The organism is Testudinibacter crocodili, from assembly GCF_006228025.1.
GTDB lineage: Bacteria > Pseudomonadota > Gammaproteobacteria > Enterobacterales > Pasteurellaceae > Chelonobacter.
Map to the genome: position 1 here is coordinate 1 of NZ_VDHF01000031.1, position 18,418 is coordinate 18,418.

General features: G+C 45.6%; 17 protein-coding genes. 12 read left to right on the top strand and 5 right to left on the bottom strand.

The window, feature by feature from the left end:
* Positions 1 to 1,280 (top strand): YadA-like family protein (locus tag FHQ23_RS03335; protein WP_176552240.1); only part of this gene is annotated, 1,280 nt, incomplete at its 5' end.
* Between the two features lie 70 nt (positions 1,281 to 1,350).
* The gene (locus FHQ23_RS03340) at positions 1,351 to 2,094 is read left to right on the top strand and encodes an OmpA family protein (RefSeq protein ID WP_139613039.1); all 744 of its coding nucleotides are present in this window, start codon (positions 1,351 to 1,353) and stop codon (positions 2,092 to 2,094) included.
* 46 nt (positions 2,095 to 2,140) lie between these two features.
* Here the strand turns inward: FHQ23_RS03340 and FHQ23_RS03345 are convergent, their stop codons facing one another.
* The 5 genes from FHQ23_RS03345 to FHQ23_RS03365 form a co-directional block, all read right to left on the bottom strand.
* Positions 2,141 to 2,890, bottom strand: a complete 750-nt coding sequence (locus FHQ23_RS03345; RefSeq protein WP_139613040.1) for a class I SAM-dependent methyltransferase — start codon at positions 2,888 to 2,890, stop codon at positions 2,141 to 2,143.
* Positions 2,887 to 3,990, bottom strand: a complete 1,104-nt coding sequence (gene trmA / locus FHQ23_RS03350) for a tRNA (uridine(54)-C5)-methyltransferase TrmA (protein WP_139613041.1) — start codon at positions 3,988 to 3,990, stop codon at positions 2,887 to 2,889. Before trmA ends, FHQ23_RS03345 begins: the two co-directional genes overlap by 4 nt.
* 132 nt (positions 3,991 to 4,122) lie before the next feature.
* On the bottom strand, positions 4,123 to 4,455 hold the full coding sequence (locus FHQ23_RS03355; protein ID WP_139612252.1) for a MaoP family protein: 333 nt from the start codon (positions 4,453 to 4,455) through the stop codon (positions 4,123 to 4,125).
* A 176-nt stretch (positions 4,456 to 4,631) separates the two neighbouring features.
* Positions 4,632 to 5,258, bottom strand: coding sequence for a thiol:disulfide interchange protein DsbA (gene dsbA / locus FHQ23_RS03360; protein ID WP_139613042.1), 627 nt, complete (start codon positions 5,256 to 5,258; stop codon positions 4,632 to 4,634).
* Between the two features lie 21 nt (positions 5,259 to 5,279).
* On the bottom strand, positions 5,280 to 5,546 hold the full coding sequence (locus FHQ23_RS03365) for a YihD family protein (protein WP_132964395.1): 267 nt from the start codon (positions 5,544 to 5,546) through the stop codon (positions 5,280 to 5,282).
* A gap of 120 nt (positions 5,547 to 5,666) precedes the next feature.
* Here FHQ23_RS03365 and mobA point away from each other — a divergent pair, with 120 nt between their 5' ends.
* From mobA to FHQ23_RS03415, 10 genes are all read left to right on the top strand, one after another.
* The gene (gene mobA / locus FHQ23_RS03370) at positions 5,667 to 6,776 is read left to right on the top strand and encodes a molybdenum cofactor guanylyltransferase MobA (protein ID WP_139613043.1); all 1,110 of its coding nucleotides are present in this window, start codon (positions 5,667 to 5,669) and stop codon (positions 6,774 to 6,776) included.
* Positions 6,769 to 8,151 carry a DHA2 family efflux MFS transporter permease subunit gene (locus tag FHQ23_RS03375; RefSeq protein WP_139613044.1) on the top strand — a complete coding sequence of 461 codons (1,383 nt, stop codon included), beginning with the start codon at positions 6,769 to 6,771 and terminating at the stop codon, positions 8,149 to 8,151. The genes mobA and FHQ23_RS03375 overlap by 8 nt, the downstream gene beginning before the upstream one ends.
* A gap of 198 nt (positions 8,152 to 8,349) precedes the next feature.
* Positions 8,350 to 9,894: an ABC transporter substrate-binding protein gene (locus FHQ23_RS03380; RefSeq protein WP_267963608.1), complete on the top strand. Its 1,545-nt coding sequence runs from the start codon at positions 8,350 to 8,352 to the stop codon at positions 9,892 to 9,894.
* Positions 9,895 to 10,145: 251 nt separating this feature from the next.
* Positions 10,146 to 11,756 carry an ABC transporter substrate-binding protein gene (locus FHQ23_RS03385; RefSeq protein ID WP_139613046.1) on the top strand — a complete coding sequence of 537 codons (1,611 nt, stop codon included), beginning with the start codon at positions 10,146 to 10,148 and terminating at the stop codon, positions 11,754 to 11,756.
* A gap of 130 nt (positions 11,757 to 11,886) precedes the next feature.
* Complete coding sequence (locus FHQ23_RS03390; protein WP_139613047.1) at positions 11,887 to 12,897, top strand: ABC transporter permease subunit; 1,011 nt, start codon at positions 11,887 to 11,889, stop codon at positions 12,895 to 12,897.
* A gap of 29 nt (positions 12,898 to 12,926) precedes the next feature.
* On the top strand, positions 12,927 to 13,823 hold the full coding sequence (gene dppC, locus FHQ23_RS03395) for a dipeptide ABC transporter permease DppC (protein ID WP_139613048.1): 897 nt from the start codon (positions 12,927 to 12,929) through the stop codon (positions 13,821 to 13,823).
* Positions 13,824 to 13,836: 13 nt separating this feature from the next.
* Positions 13,837 to 14,820, top strand: coding sequence for a dipeptide ABC transporter ATP-binding protein (dppD, locus tag FHQ23_RS03400; protein WP_139613049.1), 984 nt, complete (start codon positions 13,837 to 13,839; stop codon positions 14,818 to 14,820).
* Entirely contained in the window at positions 14,813 to 15,781 is a 969-nt protein-coding gene (locus FHQ23_RS03405) for a peptide ABC transporter ATP-binding protein (protein WP_139613050.1), read from the top strand. The genes dppD and FHQ23_RS03405 overlap by 8 nt, the downstream gene beginning before the upstream one ends.
* 224 nt (positions 15,782 to 16,005) lie before the next feature.
* A complete protein-coding gene (asnB, locus tag FHQ23_RS03410; RefSeq protein WP_139613051.1) occupies positions 16,006 to 17,592 on the top strand; it encodes an asparagine synthase B in 1,587 nt (528 codons plus the stop codon).
* Positions 17,593 to 17,742: 150 nt separating this feature from the next.
* Positions 17,743 to 18,418 (top strand): glycosyltransferase (locus FHQ23_RS03415; protein ID WP_139613052.1); only part of this gene is annotated, 676 nt, incomplete at its 3' end.

The following is an 18,418-nucleotide window of genomic DNA, read 5'->3' on the forward strand; positions in this document are numbered from 1 at the left end:
TCCCAGGCGAGAAAGGTGACACCGGTGCTCAGGGTGAACAAGGTATCCGAGGAGAGAAAGGTGATACCGGCGAGCAAGGTCCGATTGGTCCTCAAGGCCCGAAAGGCGAAGACGGTAAAGATGGAGCTGATGGTAGTGGCACAGGGACTGAATGGAAGCTAGCAACAGATGGCGATGCAGAGAAAAATCCTGCTCAAGCCCCAAGTGCGGTTTCTGGTGAAACGGTGACAGTGAAACACGGTACTAACACTAAGGCGTCAGCAGTCAGCAAGGATGCCAATGGTAACTATAGCTATGAAATTGATGTGGTTGGCTTACCAATGGAGTATGTGGATCAAGACGGAAATTCGTTGACCAATGTTGGTGGCAACTTCTACCGTTCACAAACCAATTCTGACGGTACCATTACATTAACGCCGGCAACTCCGGCGAAAGTGAAAATTGTCAGTGAAAAACCAATGGTGATCACCAATGTGGCTGATGGTAACGTCGCCGCAGGTTCAACTGACGCCATCAACGGCAATCAGCTACATGGCACAGCGCAATCGGTTGCCAATGCGTTAGGCGGCGGTTCAACCGTTGACCAAGACGGTAAAGTCACGGCACCAAGCTATGTGATTACACAAACCGATGGCAATACCACTACAGCAAATGATGTTGGCACAGCATTGAATGCCTTGAATAAAGAGGTGGTTAAACCGATTACCTTCGGCGCAGACAGTGGCGCAGCATATGCAGCGACCTTGGGCAGCACAGTTAATATTAAAGGTGATGGCAAAAATATCACCACTGAGTCTGATGGCAAAGGCAACATCAAGGTGAAAATCAGTGATACGCCAACCTTTACTACTGTGACGGCCAATAGCTATAAAGTGGGTGATACAACCTATATTGACAGCAATGGTATCAATGCCAACAACCAAGCTATCAATAACGTTGCTGACGGTGAAATTTCGGCAACATCGAAGCAAGCGGTCAATGGTAGCCAGTTGCATGCAACCAACCAGACGATCAATAACATCAATAATCGTGTTGACGGTTTAGCCAAAGATATTGACGGCGTCGGTGCAACGGCAGCAGCGATGGCGAGCTTGCCGCAAGCCTACCTACCGGGACATTCGATGGTTGCTGTTGCTGGCGGTGCGCATAAATCGCAAAATGCGGTGGCGTTAGGGGTATCACGAATTTCCGATAATGGAAAAGTGATTATCAAATTAAATGCCTCGCATAATAGCCGCGGTGATGTCAGCGGTGGTGTTGGTGTTGGTTATCAGTGGTAATAAACCTGACCGCACTTTGCTTAATAGGTAAAAGTGCGGTTCTCACTCAATAATAAGTGGAGAATATTGAATGAAAAAAGTGACAAAATATTTATTGCCGCTGGCTGTGGTAATGGCATTAGCGGGCTGTCGTTTGAGCGATGTTAAATCCGATGGCACGACTGATCAACCGGTGTGGCCGAAAGTGGAAGATGCCGGGGTGAATTTCAGCGGTTCGCAGTATGGCATTTGGCCGAACTGGGATAACGTGCGCATGATCGAAAAAGGTATGAACAAAGATCAACTGTATTATCTGATCGGCAGGCCGCACTTTAGCGAAGGCTTGTTTGCGGTGCGTGAATGGGATTATGTGTTCAACTATCGTCAAAACGGTGAACATAAAATTTGTCAATACAAAGTGTTGTTCGACAAAGACATGAACGCCCAATCGTTTTTCTGGAAACCAACCGGCTGTAACAACCAGTATGAACTGTCAGGCGACTTCTTGTTTGATTTTGACTCGGCGACCTTGAGCGCCAAAGGCAAATCAGTGATTGATGAGGTGGCACGTGGTTTAAATGCGAGTGGCAGCAAAGCACTGACAGTTGACGGCTATACCGATCGTTTAGGTTCAGACAGCTACAATCAAGTGTTGTCGCAAAGACGTGCTGAAGCGGTGAAAGCCTATCTGGTTTCCAAAGGATTTGCGGCAAGTGCGGTCACAGCGGTCGGACACGGCAAAGCGGATCAAGTGGTGGCGTGTGACGCGGAACAAGGACAAGCATTGCGTGATTGCCTGCGTCCAAATCGCCGTGTGGTGATCTCGGCTAACTAAGTTTTGCTGCTATGAATCAGCCGTGTCAGTCTAGATTAATCCTATTTTATCTTAAACCCATATACACATCAAAGCGGTGATTTTTGGTGGTTTGGCTAAAGTGCGGTTTTTGTTGGGCTAAAAACGGGGCGTAGTCGGGGCGCTTGACTACTACGCGCTTGCGTGCCAGTTGCAGTGCAGACGGAAGCAGTTGATCCGCATCCAAATCAGCTCCGACTAAATGCTGAAAAATCCGCATCTCTTTTTTGACGAGGGCACTTTTTTGTTTATGTGGATACATCGGATCGAGATAAACCACATCAGCGCAATCCTGAATCGGTGAAAGTGCGGTCAGATTAGTAATGGATAGCAGCTGCATTCGGTTCTGTAACCATTCTCCGATTTCCGTATCTTGATAAGCGCGCTGTAAGCCGTCTTGCAGCAAGGCAAACACCACCGGGTGGCGCTCGATCAACCGCACTTTGCAACCGATTGCTGCCAACACAAAGGCATCTCGTCCCAAACCGGCGGTGGCGTCGATCACGGTCGGTAAATAGTCTTTTTTGATGCCGACCGCTTTGGCAACGGCTTCGCCGCGCCCACCACCAAATTTACGTCGGTGCGCCATGGTGCCACTGATAAAATCCACCGCAACTGCACCTAATTTCGGTTCGTCCAGTTTGCGCAATTCCAAACGTTCGGTGGTTTGTACTAAGGCTAAAATCGCTTCAGGTTCGTCAGTCAAATTTAATGCGGCACAAGTGCGGTCAAACTCGACTAGCTTAGCCGGATCTTCGCATAATAATTGGATACTCATCGGGTCTTAACCAACCAAACCGCACTTTCCATATGTTCGGTGTAAGGAAATTGATCAAACAATGCCGCACGTTCAATACGGTGGCTTTGGCATAGGGTTTGCAAATTGTCGCACAGGGTATGCGGGTTACAAGAGATGTACAAGATTTGAGGATATTGCTGTACCATTTTTACTGTTTCGTTATCCAACCCGGCACGCGGTGGATCAACTAAAATGGTTTCACACTGATAATCATGTAGATCAATGCCTTGCAGGCGGTTAAATTGGCGCACGCCGTTAATTGCTTGGGTAAATTCTTCGGCGGACATCCGAATAATTTGTAAATTGTCGATGTGGTTCTTTTCGATATTGAATTGCGCCGCTGCAACGGATGGTTTGGCAATTTCGGTCGCCAGCACCTTGCGGAAATTTTGTGCCAACGCTACCGAAAAATTGCCGTTGCCGCAATACAATTCCAATAAATCCCCTTGGCTGTCAGCCGTGCAGGACAGTGCCCATTCGATCATCTTAATATTCATTCTGGCATTTGGCTGGGTGAAGCTGTTTTCCACTTGGCGATAGGTGTAATCATGGCCGTTAATCGTCAGCACTTCATCGATATATTCTTGATCTAAGCAGATTTTCTGCTTGCTGGCTCTGCCGATTAATTGCAGATCAAACCCTTGTTGCTGCAAATGTTGGCGTAAAATGTGCGCCTGCTGCTGCCACTGTTCGTCCAGCTTTTTGTGATACAGCAAACTGACAATGATTTTGTCACTGCAAGTACTGAGATAATCAATCTGAAACAGCTTGTGCGCTAAGAGCGGCATGGATTGCAACAATGGAATGATTGCTGCCATCATGCGGTTGATTAAGCGACTGGCAACCGGAAAATGATCAACACGATAGCGCTGCTTGGTTTGCGGATTAAACATGATGTGGTACAGATCGCCCTTATCATGCCAAATTCGAAATTCGGCACGCATTCGGTAATATTCCGGCTCGGAAGCAAATACCTCTAGCGGCGGAGCGTCGAAAGGGGCAAGCAGTTCAGTCAGTTTTTGCTGTTTGGCGGCTAACAGTTGTGGATAATCTGAGATCGTGAAAGATGGGTTTGGCATAAATAGGTAGCAAATGGGTCGTTAAATAGTAAAGTGCGGTTAGTGTAGCATTTTTTATGCCACAGCAGAATAGATCTAGAAGAGAACAGCGGCGCATAGAGAAATGCGCCGTAGCGTTAGGCTGGTTGCGAATTAGTCGTTGTTGCTGTAATCATCGACAGGTTCGCTGCCAGCCAGTCCTGAAAGCGTGTATACCCGTTTTACGCTGGAGATGCGTGAGCGATATTTACACCAGGTTTTTTCAAAAAAAGTTTCCGGCTCGCGCTCTAGGCGGCAAACGGCAACAAACTGTTTTTCTTCAGCGGTGCTTGGGGAGCGGTTGCCCAGATCCAACTCGATAAATGCTTGCCCGTATTTTTCCAGAGTATCAGATTCACGAATGGTGTAGTCGCCGTGACGGGAGAATCCGCGCGGGTAATTTTTATCATCGAAAAAACGACGGGTTACGCTAAAACTTTCGGCCATAATGGTTCCTCTATAAGACTAAGATAATTCGGCAAGCATTAAATCAATTCATAAAAATAAGTCAATATTTTTTTGTGGAAACAGCCGGATTTTGAAAAAAATTATCCACAATAAAAACGCCTGTCAGTGATCCTAACAGGCGTGATGAAAATATTATTGACAAAAAAGTCAATAGATTAGTGATTTAACAGATATAAAACGGTTGCGGTGTAGTTGTCGACAAATTGCTGCACACTGCTTGAGTCGCTGAAGCCACCCATGTCGATTTGTTTATTGCCGTTGACAAAAAATGCCGGTACGCCTTTCACTTGGTATTGTTCCAGTGCGTTGATTTGCTTGTTGACTAGGCCGTTGACGGCAAAACTGTTGATGCCGTTATCAAACTGTTCGGCAGTGATGCCTTTGTCGATAAAAATTTTACGGATATCCGCCATAGAGCTGATACGGTTACTTTGTGCCGCTTCAAATAATGCATCTTCCACTAATTCAGTGCTGTTGGTTGCCATCGCAAATGCCCAAGCACGGGTCAATTCTTCGGATGCACGCCCCAAGAAGTTGACATGGTATTTCACAAAGTGAGTGCCTTGTGGCATTTTTGCTTGAATCGCTTGCGGAATTTTATATTCCATTTGGAAATTGGCACAGTGTGGGCAGTAGAACGAGAAAAATTCGATCACTTCTTTATCAACACTGGCAGGTTGCGTCACGGTGATGAATTGTTTGCCTTCCTGTGGGACAAAATCAGCAGCTTGTGCGATATTAATACTCAAAAGTGCGGTTAAAATAAATAAAAGTTTTTTCATAACTATCCTAATATCAGTTGTTTACTTAATGATGCCCCGCGCTTTTAAAAGTGCGGTTTTAAAATCGTCTTCATAGTCTTTTTTAATGCCCGGAATGGGCTCGTGTTTATCGCTGCCACGCATTTTCAGGTGATAGATAATCACTTCATCACTCAATTCGGCAATCGGTTTGTCGAATCCGGCTTCAGCAGCAATTTTCTGTAAAAATTGCAATAAGCTGAGATCCGGCTCTTGTGACCAGTGTGGTTGAATCAATTCCAACACTTCGTTAAGACGATGACATTTCATAACAGATCCTAATCAGTTTGTTTCGATTTTAATTTGTGCGATGATAGCAAAGAAAAGCATAATTGCAACCGTTTATAAACAAAGAACAACAGTCCGATAGTTTGGAGAAAGAGAGTTTAAATGGAACAACAAATCAGTGCAGTGATTTTGTGCGGCGGCTTGTCGCGGCGGATGCAAGGGGCAGATAAAGGCTTGCAGAAGCTACAGGGGAAACCGCTGTTTATGCACGTCAAAGCACGCTTGCAGCGGCAAGTACCGCAGATTTTAATTAATGCCAATCGCCATCAAGAAAGTTATCTAAAGTGCGGTCTGCCGGTGTTTATCGATGAGTTGGACGGTTTTTTAGGCCCGTTGAGTGGTATGTTGAGCGGGCTGAAGCAGAGCGCAGCACAATGGGTACTGTTTGTGCCGTGTGATACGCCATTTTTGCCGCTGGATTTAGCGGAGCGTCTGCTGCAAACTGTGCAGCAAACACAGGCGGATCTGGCTTATGCGAGCGACGGCGAACGGGAACACCCTACATTTGCTCTGCTGAATAAAAAATTGATCGAGCCATTGCAGCGTTACTTGTTAGCGGGCGGACGCAAAGTGCGCGATTTTATGCAACAACAACGCTATGCGGTGGCAGACTTTAGCGATCAGGCGCAGACATTTGCCAATATCAACTATCTGGCACAGTTGGCAGAAATCAACCATTGCCCAGAAACGGCAAAATCACCGTTGACGATGTTGGGGATCAGCGGTTATAGCGGCAGCGGCAAAACAACATTACTGGAAAAACTGTTACCGCACTTGCAACAAAAAGGGCTGCGCGTGGCGGTGATTAAACATACCCACCACGATCTGCATACTGACAAACCCGGCAAAGACAGTTGGCGCATGACCCAAGCCGGGGCTTCGCAGGTGGCTGTGACGTGCGATCAGCGTTGGGCGATGATGACGGAAACAGCAAGGGCGGTTTCGTTGGACTACTTAGCACGCCAGCTTGATCCGGATTTAAACGATTTGGTGCTGGTTGAAGGTTTCAAACACGAACCATTGCCGAAAATTTTGTTGCACCGTCAAGCCGTCGGCAAACCGTTTCCTGAAATAGATGAACAGGTATTGGCGGTCGCAACGGATTACCCCTGTCAGGATGGGGTTTGGCAGGCTGATATTCCCCGTTTGGATTTGAATGCCGTTGAGCAGATCGCTGATTTTATCGCGGCTTGGTTGCCAGCGCATGAGTAACAATTATTATGGCTTAGCTTGGGTGGCGTCGACCGCACTTTTTATGCAAACTCTCGATGCCACCATTTTGAACACTGCCTTGCCAAGTATTGCTGCCGATTTGCAGGAGTCGCCGCTGGAAATGCAATTGGCGGTGATCAGTTATGCGTTGACGGTGGCGTTGTTGATTCCGTTAAGCGGTTGGCTGGCGGATCGCTTCGGCACGTTGGTGGTGTTTCGTGCGGCGATTGTGGTGTTTACCCTCGGTTCGATTTGTTGCTCGTTTGCTGGCGATTTAAACAGTTTGGTGGCGTTTAGGGTGTTGCAAGGCGCAGGTGGTGCGCTGATGATGCCGGTTGCCCGTTTGTCAATTATCAAGAGTGTGCCACGTCATGAAGTGCTGTCGGTATGGAATATGATGGTGATGGCAGGGTTAATCGGACCGATTATGGGGCCGGTGCTTGGCGGCTGGTTGGTGACTTATGCCAGCTGGCATTGGATTTTCCTGATTAATATTCCGATCGGTGTCGTTGGATTTTTGCTGTGTGGGCGCTATATGCCGAATCTGACCGGTAAAATATTTCGTTTGGATTGGCTGGGTTTTTTGTTGTTTGGTGGCGCATTGGCAGGCGTGACCTTGGGGCTGGATATGATCGGCAGCCGCGCATTTTCGCTGCTGTCAGCAATCTTGATTTTGCTGCTGGGGTTTGGTTTGTTTGGTGGATATTACTATTATGCGTGCAAAGTGCCGCAGCCATTGTTGGGTTTCTCGTTGTTTCAATACCGCACTTTTAGTATTGGTACTCAAGTTAACTTAATTTTACGCTTGTGCGGCTCAGGTGCGCCGTTTTTATTGCCGTTGATGTTGCAAGTTGCGTATGGCTATCCGGCAGATGTGGCGGGCTGGATGTTGACCCCGATCGCCTTGAGTTCGATTCTGTGTAAGCCGTTGATTCGTAGCTGGTTAAATCGTTTTGGCTATAAAAAGACGTTGATTGCGGCAACGGTTCTACTGTGTGGCAGTATTGTTTGCTTTGGCTTAATGCAGCCAAGCTGGTCGCTGTGGTGGCTGTTACCGCCTTTGGTATTGTACGGTTGTACGATGTCACTGCTGTTTACTGCAACCAACACCTTGACTATCAGTGAGTTTTCCGAAGAAAACAATAGTGAAGGCAGCACTTTACTGAGTGTGACACAGCAGGTCGGGCTGGGGCTGGGAATCGCCTTTGCTGCGGTGGTGCTCAATATTTATCGTACCTTGCTGCCGCCCAATGCCGTGGCGCAGGCGTTCAGCTACACCTTTTTTACCGTGGCGACAATCGGGATTCTTCAAATTATCGTTTTGTTAAAACTACAAGCTCACGATGGCGAAAACATGAGCCGACGTGAGGGGTAAATTATTTTTAGCGCCTCGTAGGCATAATTAGATGATTTGGTTATAATCCAGATGATTTTGATCTTTGCAAGTTCACCACACCGTTGTATCTTGACGGAAATGTTATTTTTTATTAATCATTTTGGGGGCAATATGACATTACGCATTACTTTACGCAATACCCTTTCTGTGACCGCACTTTTGCTGGGACTGACCACCATGGCGCAAGCGGCTGACAAAGACACTTTTATCAACTGCACCAGCCGCGCGCCGACCGGCTTCAGCCCGGCTTTAGTGATGGATGGGATTTCGTATAACGCCAGTTCACAACAAGTGTATAACCGCTTGGTTGAATTTGTGCGTGGCAGCACCGACTTGGAGCCGGGTTTGGCGGAGCGCTGGGAGATCAGCGAAGATGGTTTGCAATATACTTTCCATCTGCGCAAAGGCGTAAAATTTCATTCCAATAAGGAATTTACTCCGAGCCGCAATTTCAATGCTGATGATGTGATTTTCTCATTCCAACGTCAACTGGATCCAAACCATCCTTATCATAATGTCTCCAATGGCACCTATCCGTATTTTAATTCAATGAATTTCCAAAAATTGTTGAAATCTGTTGAAAAAGTCGATGATTACACCGTGAAAATCACGCTGAATTATCCGGATTCGCCGTTTTTATCCAGTTTAGGCATGGATTTCATCTCGATCTATTCGCAAGAATACGCTGATAAAATGCTAGCGGCGGGCAAACCGGAAACAATTGACACCACCCCGATCGGCACCGGGCCGTTTGTGTTTGCCGGCTATCAGCTCGATCAAGCTGTGCGTTTCTTGGCAAATAAAGATTACTGGAAAGGCGAAGCGCCAATTAAGCGCCTGATTTTCAGCATCACACCGGATGCAACCGCACGCTATGCCAAATTGCAAACCGGGGCGTGCGATATGATGGATTTCCCGAACAGTGCCGATTTGGACAAAATGAAAACCGATCCGAAGATTCAACTGATGTCGCAGGAAGGCTTGAATGTCGCGTATATTGCGTTTAACACTGAAAAAGCACCGTTTGACAATGTAAAAGTGCGGCAGGCGTTAAATATGGCGGCGGATAAAGACACCATCATCAAAGTGGTGTATCAGGGCGCCGGCGTACCGGCAGTGAACCCATTGCCACCGACGATTTGGGGCTATAACACCGAAGTCAAAGATTATCCGTATGACTTGGAAAAAGCCAAGCAGTTGTTGGCAGAAGCCGGCTATCCGAATGGTTTTGAAACCCAGTTGTGGGTGCAGCCGGTGGTGCGTAATTCTAATCCGAATCCGCGTCGCTTAGCAGAAATCTTACAAAGTGACTGGGCGAAAATCGGCGTGAAAGCCGAGTTGGTCAGCTACGAGTGGGGCGATTACATTAAGCGTACCAAAGAAGGGTTGTTGACAGCCGGTATTTACGGTTGGTCGGGCGATAATGGTGATCCGGACAATTTCTTAACCCCGTTGTTGGGCTGTGACAGCGTTGGGCACAGCAACTATGCCCGTTGGTGTCACTCTGAGTTTAATGGCTTGATTAAGCAAGCAGCGACTTTATCGGATAAAACCCAACGTATTGGTTTATACGAACAGGCACAAGTGATCGCCAAAGAGCAAGCACCGTGGATTACGGTGGCACATTCGATTACGGTTACGCCATTGAGCCTGCGTGTACGCGATTACAAACAAAGTCCGTTTGGCTATAGCGCATTTTATGGCGTGAAACTAGCGGATTAATACCGCACTTTTCGTTGAGTGACGGCATTTCAAATCAAATAGTGGCAGGAAATCTTGCCACTATTTTTTTATCTTTTTTAAATATTATGCTAAAAAATTGATAAATCTCTAAGTTTTGATAAAAATAGTCAATTTATATCTTGTGAAATGGCGTAATTGGTGGTATTAACTATAAAGTCACTGTTGCTTTGGTGCTGTAAATAATGATAAACGGCTTATATTTTAATAACGTTAAATAACGGAGTGTAGGAATGAAACAATTGACTACTTTATCGCTGACGGCGATTGCTTTATCTGTCTCTGCTTTGTCTGTCTCTTTCTCGGCAGCCGCCGAAACCAAAACCTTGGTATATTGCTCGGAAGCGTCGCCAACCGCATTTAATCCGCAGTTAGTGACGGATGGAGCCTCGTTAGATGCTAGTGGGCAGGCGATGTTTAACCGCTTAACCGAGTTTGAACGGGGTAAGACCACGGTGCAGCCGTCATTAGCCGAAAAATGGGATGTTTCTGAAGACGGTAAAACCTATACATTTTATCTGCGTAAAGGGGTTAAATTCCAATCGAATAAACATTTTAAACCGAGCCGAGATTTTAATGCCGATGATGTGATTTTCTCGTTTGATCGCCAACTAAATCCGAATAATCCATATCATAAAGTCTCAAATTTGGGCTATGAATATTTTGTCGGAATGGATATGCCGAATATTCTTGATAAGCTTGAAAAAGTTGACGACTACACGGTTAAAATTTATTTAAAACAACCGAATGCTCCCTTTTTAGCTAACATTGCGATGGACTTTGCCGGTATTCTGTCTGCAGAATATGCTGAGAATATGTTGAAAGCAGGCACGCCGGAAAAAATCGATCAAGACCCTATCGGCACAGGTCCGTTTGAATTGGTCAATTACCAAAAAGATGCTACGATCCGCTATAAAGCCTTTGATCATTATTGGAAAGGGCGCTCAAAAATTGATCGCTTAGTGTTTGCGATTACGCCGGATGCGTCAGTGCGCTATGCCAAATTGCAAAAAGGCGAATGTCATATTATGCCATATCCAAATCCGGCTGATTTGGAAGCAATGAAGAAGGATAGCGCCATTAACTTAATGGAAGAAGCCGGTTTAAATGTCGGTTATCTGCACTTTAACGTACAGAAAGCGCCGTTCGACAATCACAAAGTGCGGCAGGCACTGAATTATGCGGTTAATAAAGATGCGATTATTGATGCCGTTTATTTGGGCGCAGCGACAAAAGCCAAAAACCCGATGCCGCCGACTATGTGGGGCTATAATGACGAAGTGGTAGATTATACTTATGATCCAGCCAAAGCTAAAGCGCTGTTGGCTGAAGCAGGTTTTGCAAACGGATTTGAAACCGAATTGTGGGCAATGCCGGTGTCTCGTCCGTACAATCCTAATGCTCGCCGCATGGCGGAATTAGTGCAGGCTGACTGGGCAGCGGTCGGTGTGAAAGCGAAGATTGTCAGCTATGAATGGGGTGAATATTTGCAGCGCATGAAAAAAGGCGATGATCCGAGCGGCATGATGGGCTGGACCGGTGATAACGGTGATCCGGATAATTTCTTGGGGACGTTGTTAAGCTGTGCTTCTGCGGAGCAAGGCTCCAACTATGCGAAATGGTGCTACAAGCCGTTTGACGATTTAATCAAACAAGCGGTGTTGGTCACTGACCAAGAAAAACGCAGCGAGTTGTATAAACAGGCACAAGTGATCTTCAAAGAGCAAGCACCGTGGATTACGATTGCTCACTCGACAACTTATCTGCCGGTTCGTAAAGAAGTCAAAAACTATGTGATCGATCCGTTCGGCTTACATAATTTTTATAACCTAGAATTAGAATAGTACTGTATTTGACCGCACTTTTATGGTAAAAGTGCGGTTTTTCTTTTTTCCGCTGCTATCAGTCGATGTTGCGCAGCAATATGGCGTAGTGGCAGTGTGGGATAGTCGTAACACATTTTGAGATAACCTCATGTTCCAGTTTATTTTAAAACGCATATTCATGGTGATTCCAACGTTTATTGGAATCACCTTGTTGACCTTTGCGTTAATTCATTTTATTCCCGGTGATCCGATTGAAATTCGGATGGGAGAGCGCGGGCTAAGTCCGGAAATGCATGCGCAAATGCTGAAGCAAATGGGCTTGGATTTGCCGCTTTATCAGCAATATTTTAATTATCTCGGCGATCTGGCAAAAGGCGATCTTGGCATCTCTTTTAAAAACAGCCAGCCGGTTGTCGAAGAGTTTTTAAATCTGTTTCCTGCTACGATTGAACTTACCACCATGGCAATTCTGTTTGCGGTGATTTTGGGTATTCCAATCGGTATTTTAGCCGCAGTCAAGCGGGGTTCATTTTTTGATCACAGCGTGATGGCAGTGTCATTGACCGGTTATTCGATGCCGATTTTTTGGTGGGGCTTGTTGCTGATGCTGGTGATGTCGGTGCAACTGGATCTGACGCCGGTATCCGGACGAATCGGCGCACAGTTTTGGATTGATGATGTCACTGGTTTTATGTTAATCGACAGTTGGCTTTCTGATGAGCCAGGTGCCTTTAAATCTGCCGTATCACACCTAATTTTGCCATCAATTGTGCTAGGTACAATTCCACTGGCGGTGATTTCTCGGATGACCCGTTCTTCAATGTTGGAAGTGCTGGGTGAAGATTATATTCGCACCGCTCGCGCCAAAGGGCTGTCGAAAATGCGGGTGATTGTGGTACATGCACTGCGTAATGCACTGATTCCGGTGGTGACCGTGGTTGGGTTGATTGTCGGGCAGATGCTGTCCGGTGCAATTCTGACGGAAACGATTTTTGCTTGGCCGGGCATCGGTAAATGGGTGATCGAGGCGATTCGTGCGCGCGATTATCCAGTTGTGCAGGGAGCGGTGTTGATTATCGCCACCATTATTATTCTGGTAAATCTGTTTGTTGATCTGCTTTACGGGATTTTAAATCCTCGTATTCGTCATCGTAAATAGTACTGTTGTACGACTGAATAGAGGAAATTATGTCAGAGACTGTTCAAATTCAAGCGATACCTGCACCAAAAGGACCGATTGCCGAGTTTTGGTCGCACTTCAGCCATAGTAAAGGGGCTGTTGTTGGGTTAAGTTATATTATTTTTATTTTTGCGGTTAGCCTGTTGGCGAATGTGGTGTCACCACATGATCCGATTGCACAGGCGCGTGATGCATTGTTGATGCCGCCAGCGTGGATGGAAGGCGGTAGCTGGAGTTACATTCTCGGCACCGATGATGTGGGGCGGGATATTTTGTCGCGTTTGATTTACGGCGCACGTTTGTCATTGTTTATTGGTTTACTGGTCGTGAGCCTGTCTTTTGTTTTCGGTGTGTTGTTAGGGTTGATCTCCGGTTATTTTGGTGGCTGGATCGATATCTTTATCATGCGTGTGATTGACATTATGCTGGCGCTACCGAGCTTGTTGTTAGCCATTGCGATTGTGGCGATTCTTGGACCTTCATTATTGAACGCCTCTTTTGCAATAGCTTTAGTGTCACTGCCGAGCTATGTGCGTTTGACCCGGGCTTCAGTGCTTAATGAGCTGAATCGTGATTACGTCACTGCCTCGCGTGTTGCTGGTGCCGGACCGATTCGCTTGATGCTGATTACTATTTTACCCAACTGTTTGGCGCCGTTAATAGTGCAGACTACGCTGGGTTTTTCCAATGCGATTTTGGATATGGCAGCGTTGGGCTTTTTGGGTATCGGCGCACAACCGCCTACTCCGGAATGGGGGGCGATGCTTGCTGAAGCGTTGCAGTTTGTGCAACGGGCGTGGTGGGTGGTCACTTTCCCCGGTTTGGCGATTTTGCTGACGGTGTTGGCATTCAATTTAATGGGTGACGGTTTGCGTGACGCCCTTGATCCGAAATTAAAACAATAAGGAGCTGATGAGAATGTCATTATTAGAAATTAATCAGCTTTCGGTGCATTTTGGTGATGAGAAAACCCCGTTTAAAGCGGTGGATCGGATCAGCTATCAAATCAAACAAGGCGAAGTGTTGGGCATTGTCGGGGAATCTGGTTCGGGGAAATCGGTCAGCTCGTTGGCGATTATGGGGCTGATCGATTTTCCGGGGCGAGTGCATGCAGAGAGTTTGAATTTTGACGGCAATGATTTGCAGGCGATCTCGGAAAATAAAAAACGTGAACTGGTTGGCGCCGAAGTAGCGATGATTTTTCAGGATCCGATGACCAGCTTAAACCCGGCATATAGTGTCGGCTTTCAGATTATGGAAGCCTTAAAAGTGCATGAGGGCGGTAGCCGCCAAAGCCGTCGCCAACGAACCATTGAGTTGTTAACTCAGGTCGGCATTCCGGATCCGGAATCGCGTTTGTCAGTATATCCGCACCAGTTGTCTGGCGGCATGAGCCAGCGGGTGATGATTGCAATGGCAATTGCCTGTCGTCCGAAACTGTTGATTGCTGACGAACCGACGACCGCACTTGATGTAACTATTCAGGCGCAAATTATTGATCTGCTGCTGGAGTTGCAGAAAAAGCAGAATATGGCGTTGATTCTGATTACTCATGATCTGGCATTGGTGGCGGAAGCTGCTGAGCGGATTTTGGTGATGTACGCCGGGCAAGTGGTGGAAGAAGGACGGGCAGTCGATATTTTCGCCACTCCGAAACACCCTTATACTCAAGCGCTTTTGCGATCATTGCCGGAGTTTGCTGTTGGTAAATCCCGCTTGCATTCGTTGCCGGGGGTGGTGCCGGGCAAATATGATCGCCCAACTGGCTGTTTGCTGAATCCACGTTGTCCTTATGCAACCGAGGAATGCCGACTTGAAGAACCGCACTTGCATCAATTAGCTAATCGGCAGGTGAAATGCCACACACCATTAAACGCCCAAGGAGAGCCGGTTCATGTCTGAACATACGTTATTAAAGGGAGTTGATCTCAAGAAATATTATCCAGTGAAAAAAGGATTATTTTCTAAAACCCAACAAGTGAAAGCATTGGACGGCGTTTCGTTTAATTTGGAAAGAGGCAAAACGCTGGCAGTGGTGGGCGAATCCGGTTGTGGAAAATCCACATTGGCGCGGCTATTAACCATGATTGAGGAGCCGACCAACGGAGAGTTGTATTATAACGGACAAAATTTTTTGCTGGATGATAATGAAATCAAAAAATTGCGTCGTCAAAAAATTCAAATTGTGTTTCAAAATCCGTATGCGTCACTCAACCCGCGTAAAAAAGTCGGCACAATTTTGGAAGAGCCGCTGCTGATTAACACCGATTTAACCGCGGAACAGCGCAAAGCCAAGGTTTTGGAGATTATGGCGCAAGTTGGGCTGCGTACTGAATTTTATGATCGTTATCCGCATATGTTTTCTGGCGGACAACGGCAACGGATTGCGATTGCGCGCGGTTTAGTTCTGAATCCGGATATTGTGGTGGCAGATGAACCGGTCTCGGCGTTGGATGTGTCGGTGCGGGCGCAAGTGCTGAATTTGATGATGGATCTGCAAAATCAACTGGGGCTTTCGTACATCTTTATTTCACATGATTTATCCGTGGTAGAGCATATTGCTGACGAGGTGATCGTGATGTATTTGGGGCGCTGTGTGGAGCAGGGTACCACCGAACAGATTTTCAGCAATCCGCGCCATCCTTACACGCAAGCTTTGCTGTCAGCAACACCACGTCTGTCCCCAGAAAAACGGCGCGAACGGATTAAATTAAGTGGTGAATTGCCAAGCCCGCTCAAGCCGCCGCAAGGTTGTGCCTTCAGTGGGCGCTGCCGCTTGGCAGAACCTCGCTGTTTTCAAGCGAAACCTACGCTGCGTGAGTATCCAGACGGCAGTAAAATAGCCTGCTTCTTGGTGGAATAACCCTTATTGCGTTTGACCAGAACCGCACTTTTCTCATAAAGAAAGTGCGGTTTTGTTTTTACTAAAAAAATGATGATATTTTTATATGAAATTTAGTATTTTACGGATTACATTATTTTTTTCTCTATTAAAATGCGGTAAAGGTTGTTTTTTTTCTAAATTTCGTTGTATGATGGCGAAAAATTTGTACCAGAAAAAATAAACATAAAAATGGAGTAGCAACTATGTGTGGGTTTGTATTCGCCTCTGAGCAACAAATGTCAACGACAGATTTTAAGCGTGGTTATGATAAAATTTTTCACCGTGGGCCGGATAATCAAAGTTTAACCGGCGAAGAGAGTGGTTTATGGGGCTTCCACCGTCTGTCCATTATGGATCTTTCCAACAATGGCAATCAGCCGTTCAAACATAACGGTTATGAGCTGATCTGTAACGGCGAAGTGTATAATTTTGAAGCATTGCGAGAATTGCTAAAAGACCAATTTGAGTTTCAATCCGATAGTGATTGCGAGGTGCTGATTCCACTGTATGAACGCGTCGGTTTTGAAGTGATGGTCAAAATGCTGGATGCTGAATTTGCATTGGTTTTATTCGATAAACAGCATGACCAAGTGATGGCGGCGCGCGATCCAATTGGCATCCGGCCGATGTTTTACGGCTATGATAAACAAAGTGGTAAAATCGCATTTGCCTCAGAAGCTAAAGCGCTGGTTGAATTTTGCCGTGAAGTGCAACCTTTCCCAGCGGGACATTACTATAAAGACGGTAAGTTTACACAATACAATGATATTGCCGATCCCAAAATGGTGTATGACCACGATATCCCGACAATTGCCAAAAATCTGCGCGAAAAATTGGAAAGTGCGGTGATCAAACGTTTACATGCAGATGCGCCATTGGGTTTTTTGCTGAGTGGCGGCTTAGATTCCTCGCTAGTGTGTGCGATTGCGCAAAAAAACCTGAAGAAACCGATTAAAACTTTTGCGGTGGGTATGGAAACCGACCCGATTGATCTGAAATATGCCAAAGAAGTGGCAGATTTTCTGGGCACCGATCATACCGAAGTGATTATGACCAAAGATGATGTGCTAGGTTGTTTGGAAAAGGTGATTTGGCATTTAGAGACTTGGGATATCACCACCATTCGTGCCAGCATCGGTATGTATTTGGTGTGTAAATATATTCGTGAAAACACCAATTTGAAAGTACTGTTGACTGGTGAAGTCAGCGATGAAATTTTTGGTTATAAATATACTGATTTTGCCCCCAACGCTGAAGCCTTCCAACAAGAAGCACAAAAACGGATCCGTGAATTGTATATGTATGATGTGCTGCGTGCTGATCGTTGTTTAGCTGCGAATTCGCTCGAAGCACGGGTGCCGTTCGGTGATCTGGATTTTGTCGACTATGCGATGAGTATCAACCCTGAGAAGAAAATGAATGTGTACGGCAAAGGCAAATATTTGTTACGCCATGCTTTTGAAGGGTTGAACTATCTGCCAGACAGCATTTTAATGCGCGAAAAAGCCGCATTCAGCGATGCGGTTGGGCATTCTATGGTGGATTACCTGAAAGCTTATGCCGAAGAAAAATATACAGCGCAAGATGTGTTAGCGGCAAAAAACAAATACCCGCATGGAACACCATTTACCAAAGAATCCTTATTGTATCGAGATATTTTTGAAAAATTCTATCCTGGCAATGCCAGCTGGATCAAAGACTTCTGGATGCCAAACAAAACATGGCAAGGCTGCAACGTCAACGACCCAAGCGCCCGTGTGTTGGGTAACTATGGGGATAGTGGTAAGTAGTTCTTTATTCTCTGGTTTTTAATAGTAACCGTACTTTGCTTATTAATACTTAAAAAGTAAAGTGCGGTTTTTTTATAAAATAGAGAATATTCAGATTCTTAGTTATATGATATTATTTTATTATTGGAGAATACGCTAAGGAAAATTAAAATGAATAAAGATCCTGTTCAAATGGTGTGGATTGGAGACTCCATAAGCCGATTAGAGTATCTTTGTATGCAGTCGTTTATTGCTAATGGACATTCTGTTCATTTATATGCATATAGTCAGATTGCGGGATTACCCAAAGATGTTTTATGCTTTGACGCTAATGAGGTTGTTCCTAAAGAACAGATTTTTTTACACAAAGGATCTTATGCTGCGTTTGCCGATCTTTTTCGTTGGAAATTATTGGCAGTAAAAGGAGGCTGCTACTGTGATACAGACATGCTTTGTATTCATCCGTTTGAATTTAAAGAAGAAGCTATTGTTGGTAAACAGTCGAATAATTCATTTAATTGTGCATTTTTAAAATTTCCTCCTCAGCATCCGATCGTACTAGAAATGTTAGACTGTGCATTAAATCCTAATAAAATAAAGCCTTATGATACAAGAAGAATAAAAAGGAAAAAAATTTTTAAGAAGTTAATAAATAATAGTGAGCAAGTTGGATGGGGCGAGACGGCTGGACCACCGGCACTAACTCGCGTTATTAATTATCTTGGTACACAAAAAGATTGTATTATAAAAGATTTTACTTTTTTTTATCCTATAGATTGCAGTAATTTCGATGCACTTTTTGATGAAACGTTAGTTGATGAGCCTCTCTATAAGAATACTACTATGG

What these genes read in the sequence shown, in the direction of transcription:
- FHQ23_RS03385 (WP_139613046.1), top strand. Translation starts at nt 10,146, where the DNA reads ATGAAACAATTGACTACTTTATCGCTGACGGCGATTGCTTTATCTGTC.
- dsbA (WP_139613042.1), bottom strand. Translation starts at nt 5,258, where the DNA reads ATGAAAAAACTTTTATTTATTTTAACCGCACTTTTGAGTATTAATATC.
- FHQ23_RS03375 (WP_139613044.1), top strand. Translation starts at nt 6,769, where the DNA reads ATGAGTAACAATTATTATGGCTTAGCTTGGGTGGCGTCGACCGCACTT.
- dppC (WP_139613048.1), top strand. Translation starts at nt 12,927, where the DNA reads ATGTCAGAGACTGTTCAAATTCAAGCGATACCTGCACCAAAAGGACCG.
- FHQ23_RS03355 (WP_139612252.1), bottom strand. Translation starts at nt 4,455, where the DNA reads ATGGCCGAAAGTTTTAGCGTAACCCGTCGTTTTTTCGATGATAAAAAT.
- mobA (WP_139613043.1), top strand. Translation starts at nt 5,667, where the DNA reads ATGGAACAACAAATCAGTGCAGTGATTTTGTGCGGCGGCTTGTCGCGG.
- dppD (WP_139613049.1), top strand. Translation starts at nt 13,837, where the DNA reads ATGTCATTATTAGAAATTAATCAGCTTTCGGTGCATTTTGGTGATGAG.
- FHQ23_RS03390 (WP_139613047.1), top strand. Translation starts at nt 11,887, where the DNA reads ATGTTCCAGTTTATTTTAAAACGCATATTCATGGTGATTCCAACGTTT.
- FHQ23_RS03345 (WP_139613040.1), bottom strand. Translation starts at nt 2,890, where the DNA reads ATGAGTATCCAATTATTATGCGAAGATCCGGCTAAGCTAGTCGAGTTT.
- FHQ23_RS03380 (WP_267963608.1), top strand. Translation starts at nt 8,350, where the DNA reads ATGGCGCAAGCGGCTGACAAAGACACTTTTATCAACTGCACCAGCCGC.
- asnB (WP_139613051.1), top strand. Translation starts at nt 16,006, where the DNA reads ATGTGTGGGTTTGTATTCGCCTCTGAGCAACAAATGTCAACGACAGAT.
- FHQ23_RS03365 (WP_132964395.1), bottom strand. Translation starts at nt 5,546, where the DNA reads ATGAAATGTCATCGTCTTAACGAAGTGTTGGAATTGATTCAACCACAC.
- FHQ23_RS03340 (WP_139613039.1), top strand. Translation starts at nt 1,351, where the DNA reads ATGAAAAAAGTGACAAAATATTTATTGCCGCTGGCTGTGGTAATGGCA.
- FHQ23_RS03405 (WP_139613050.1), top strand. Translation starts at nt 14,813, where the DNA reads ATGTCTGAACATACGTTATTAAAGGGAGTTGATCTCAAGAAATATTAT.
- trmA (WP_139613041.1), bottom strand. Translation starts at nt 3,990, where the DNA reads ATGCCAAACCCATCTTTCACGATCTCAGATTATCCACAACTGTTAGCC.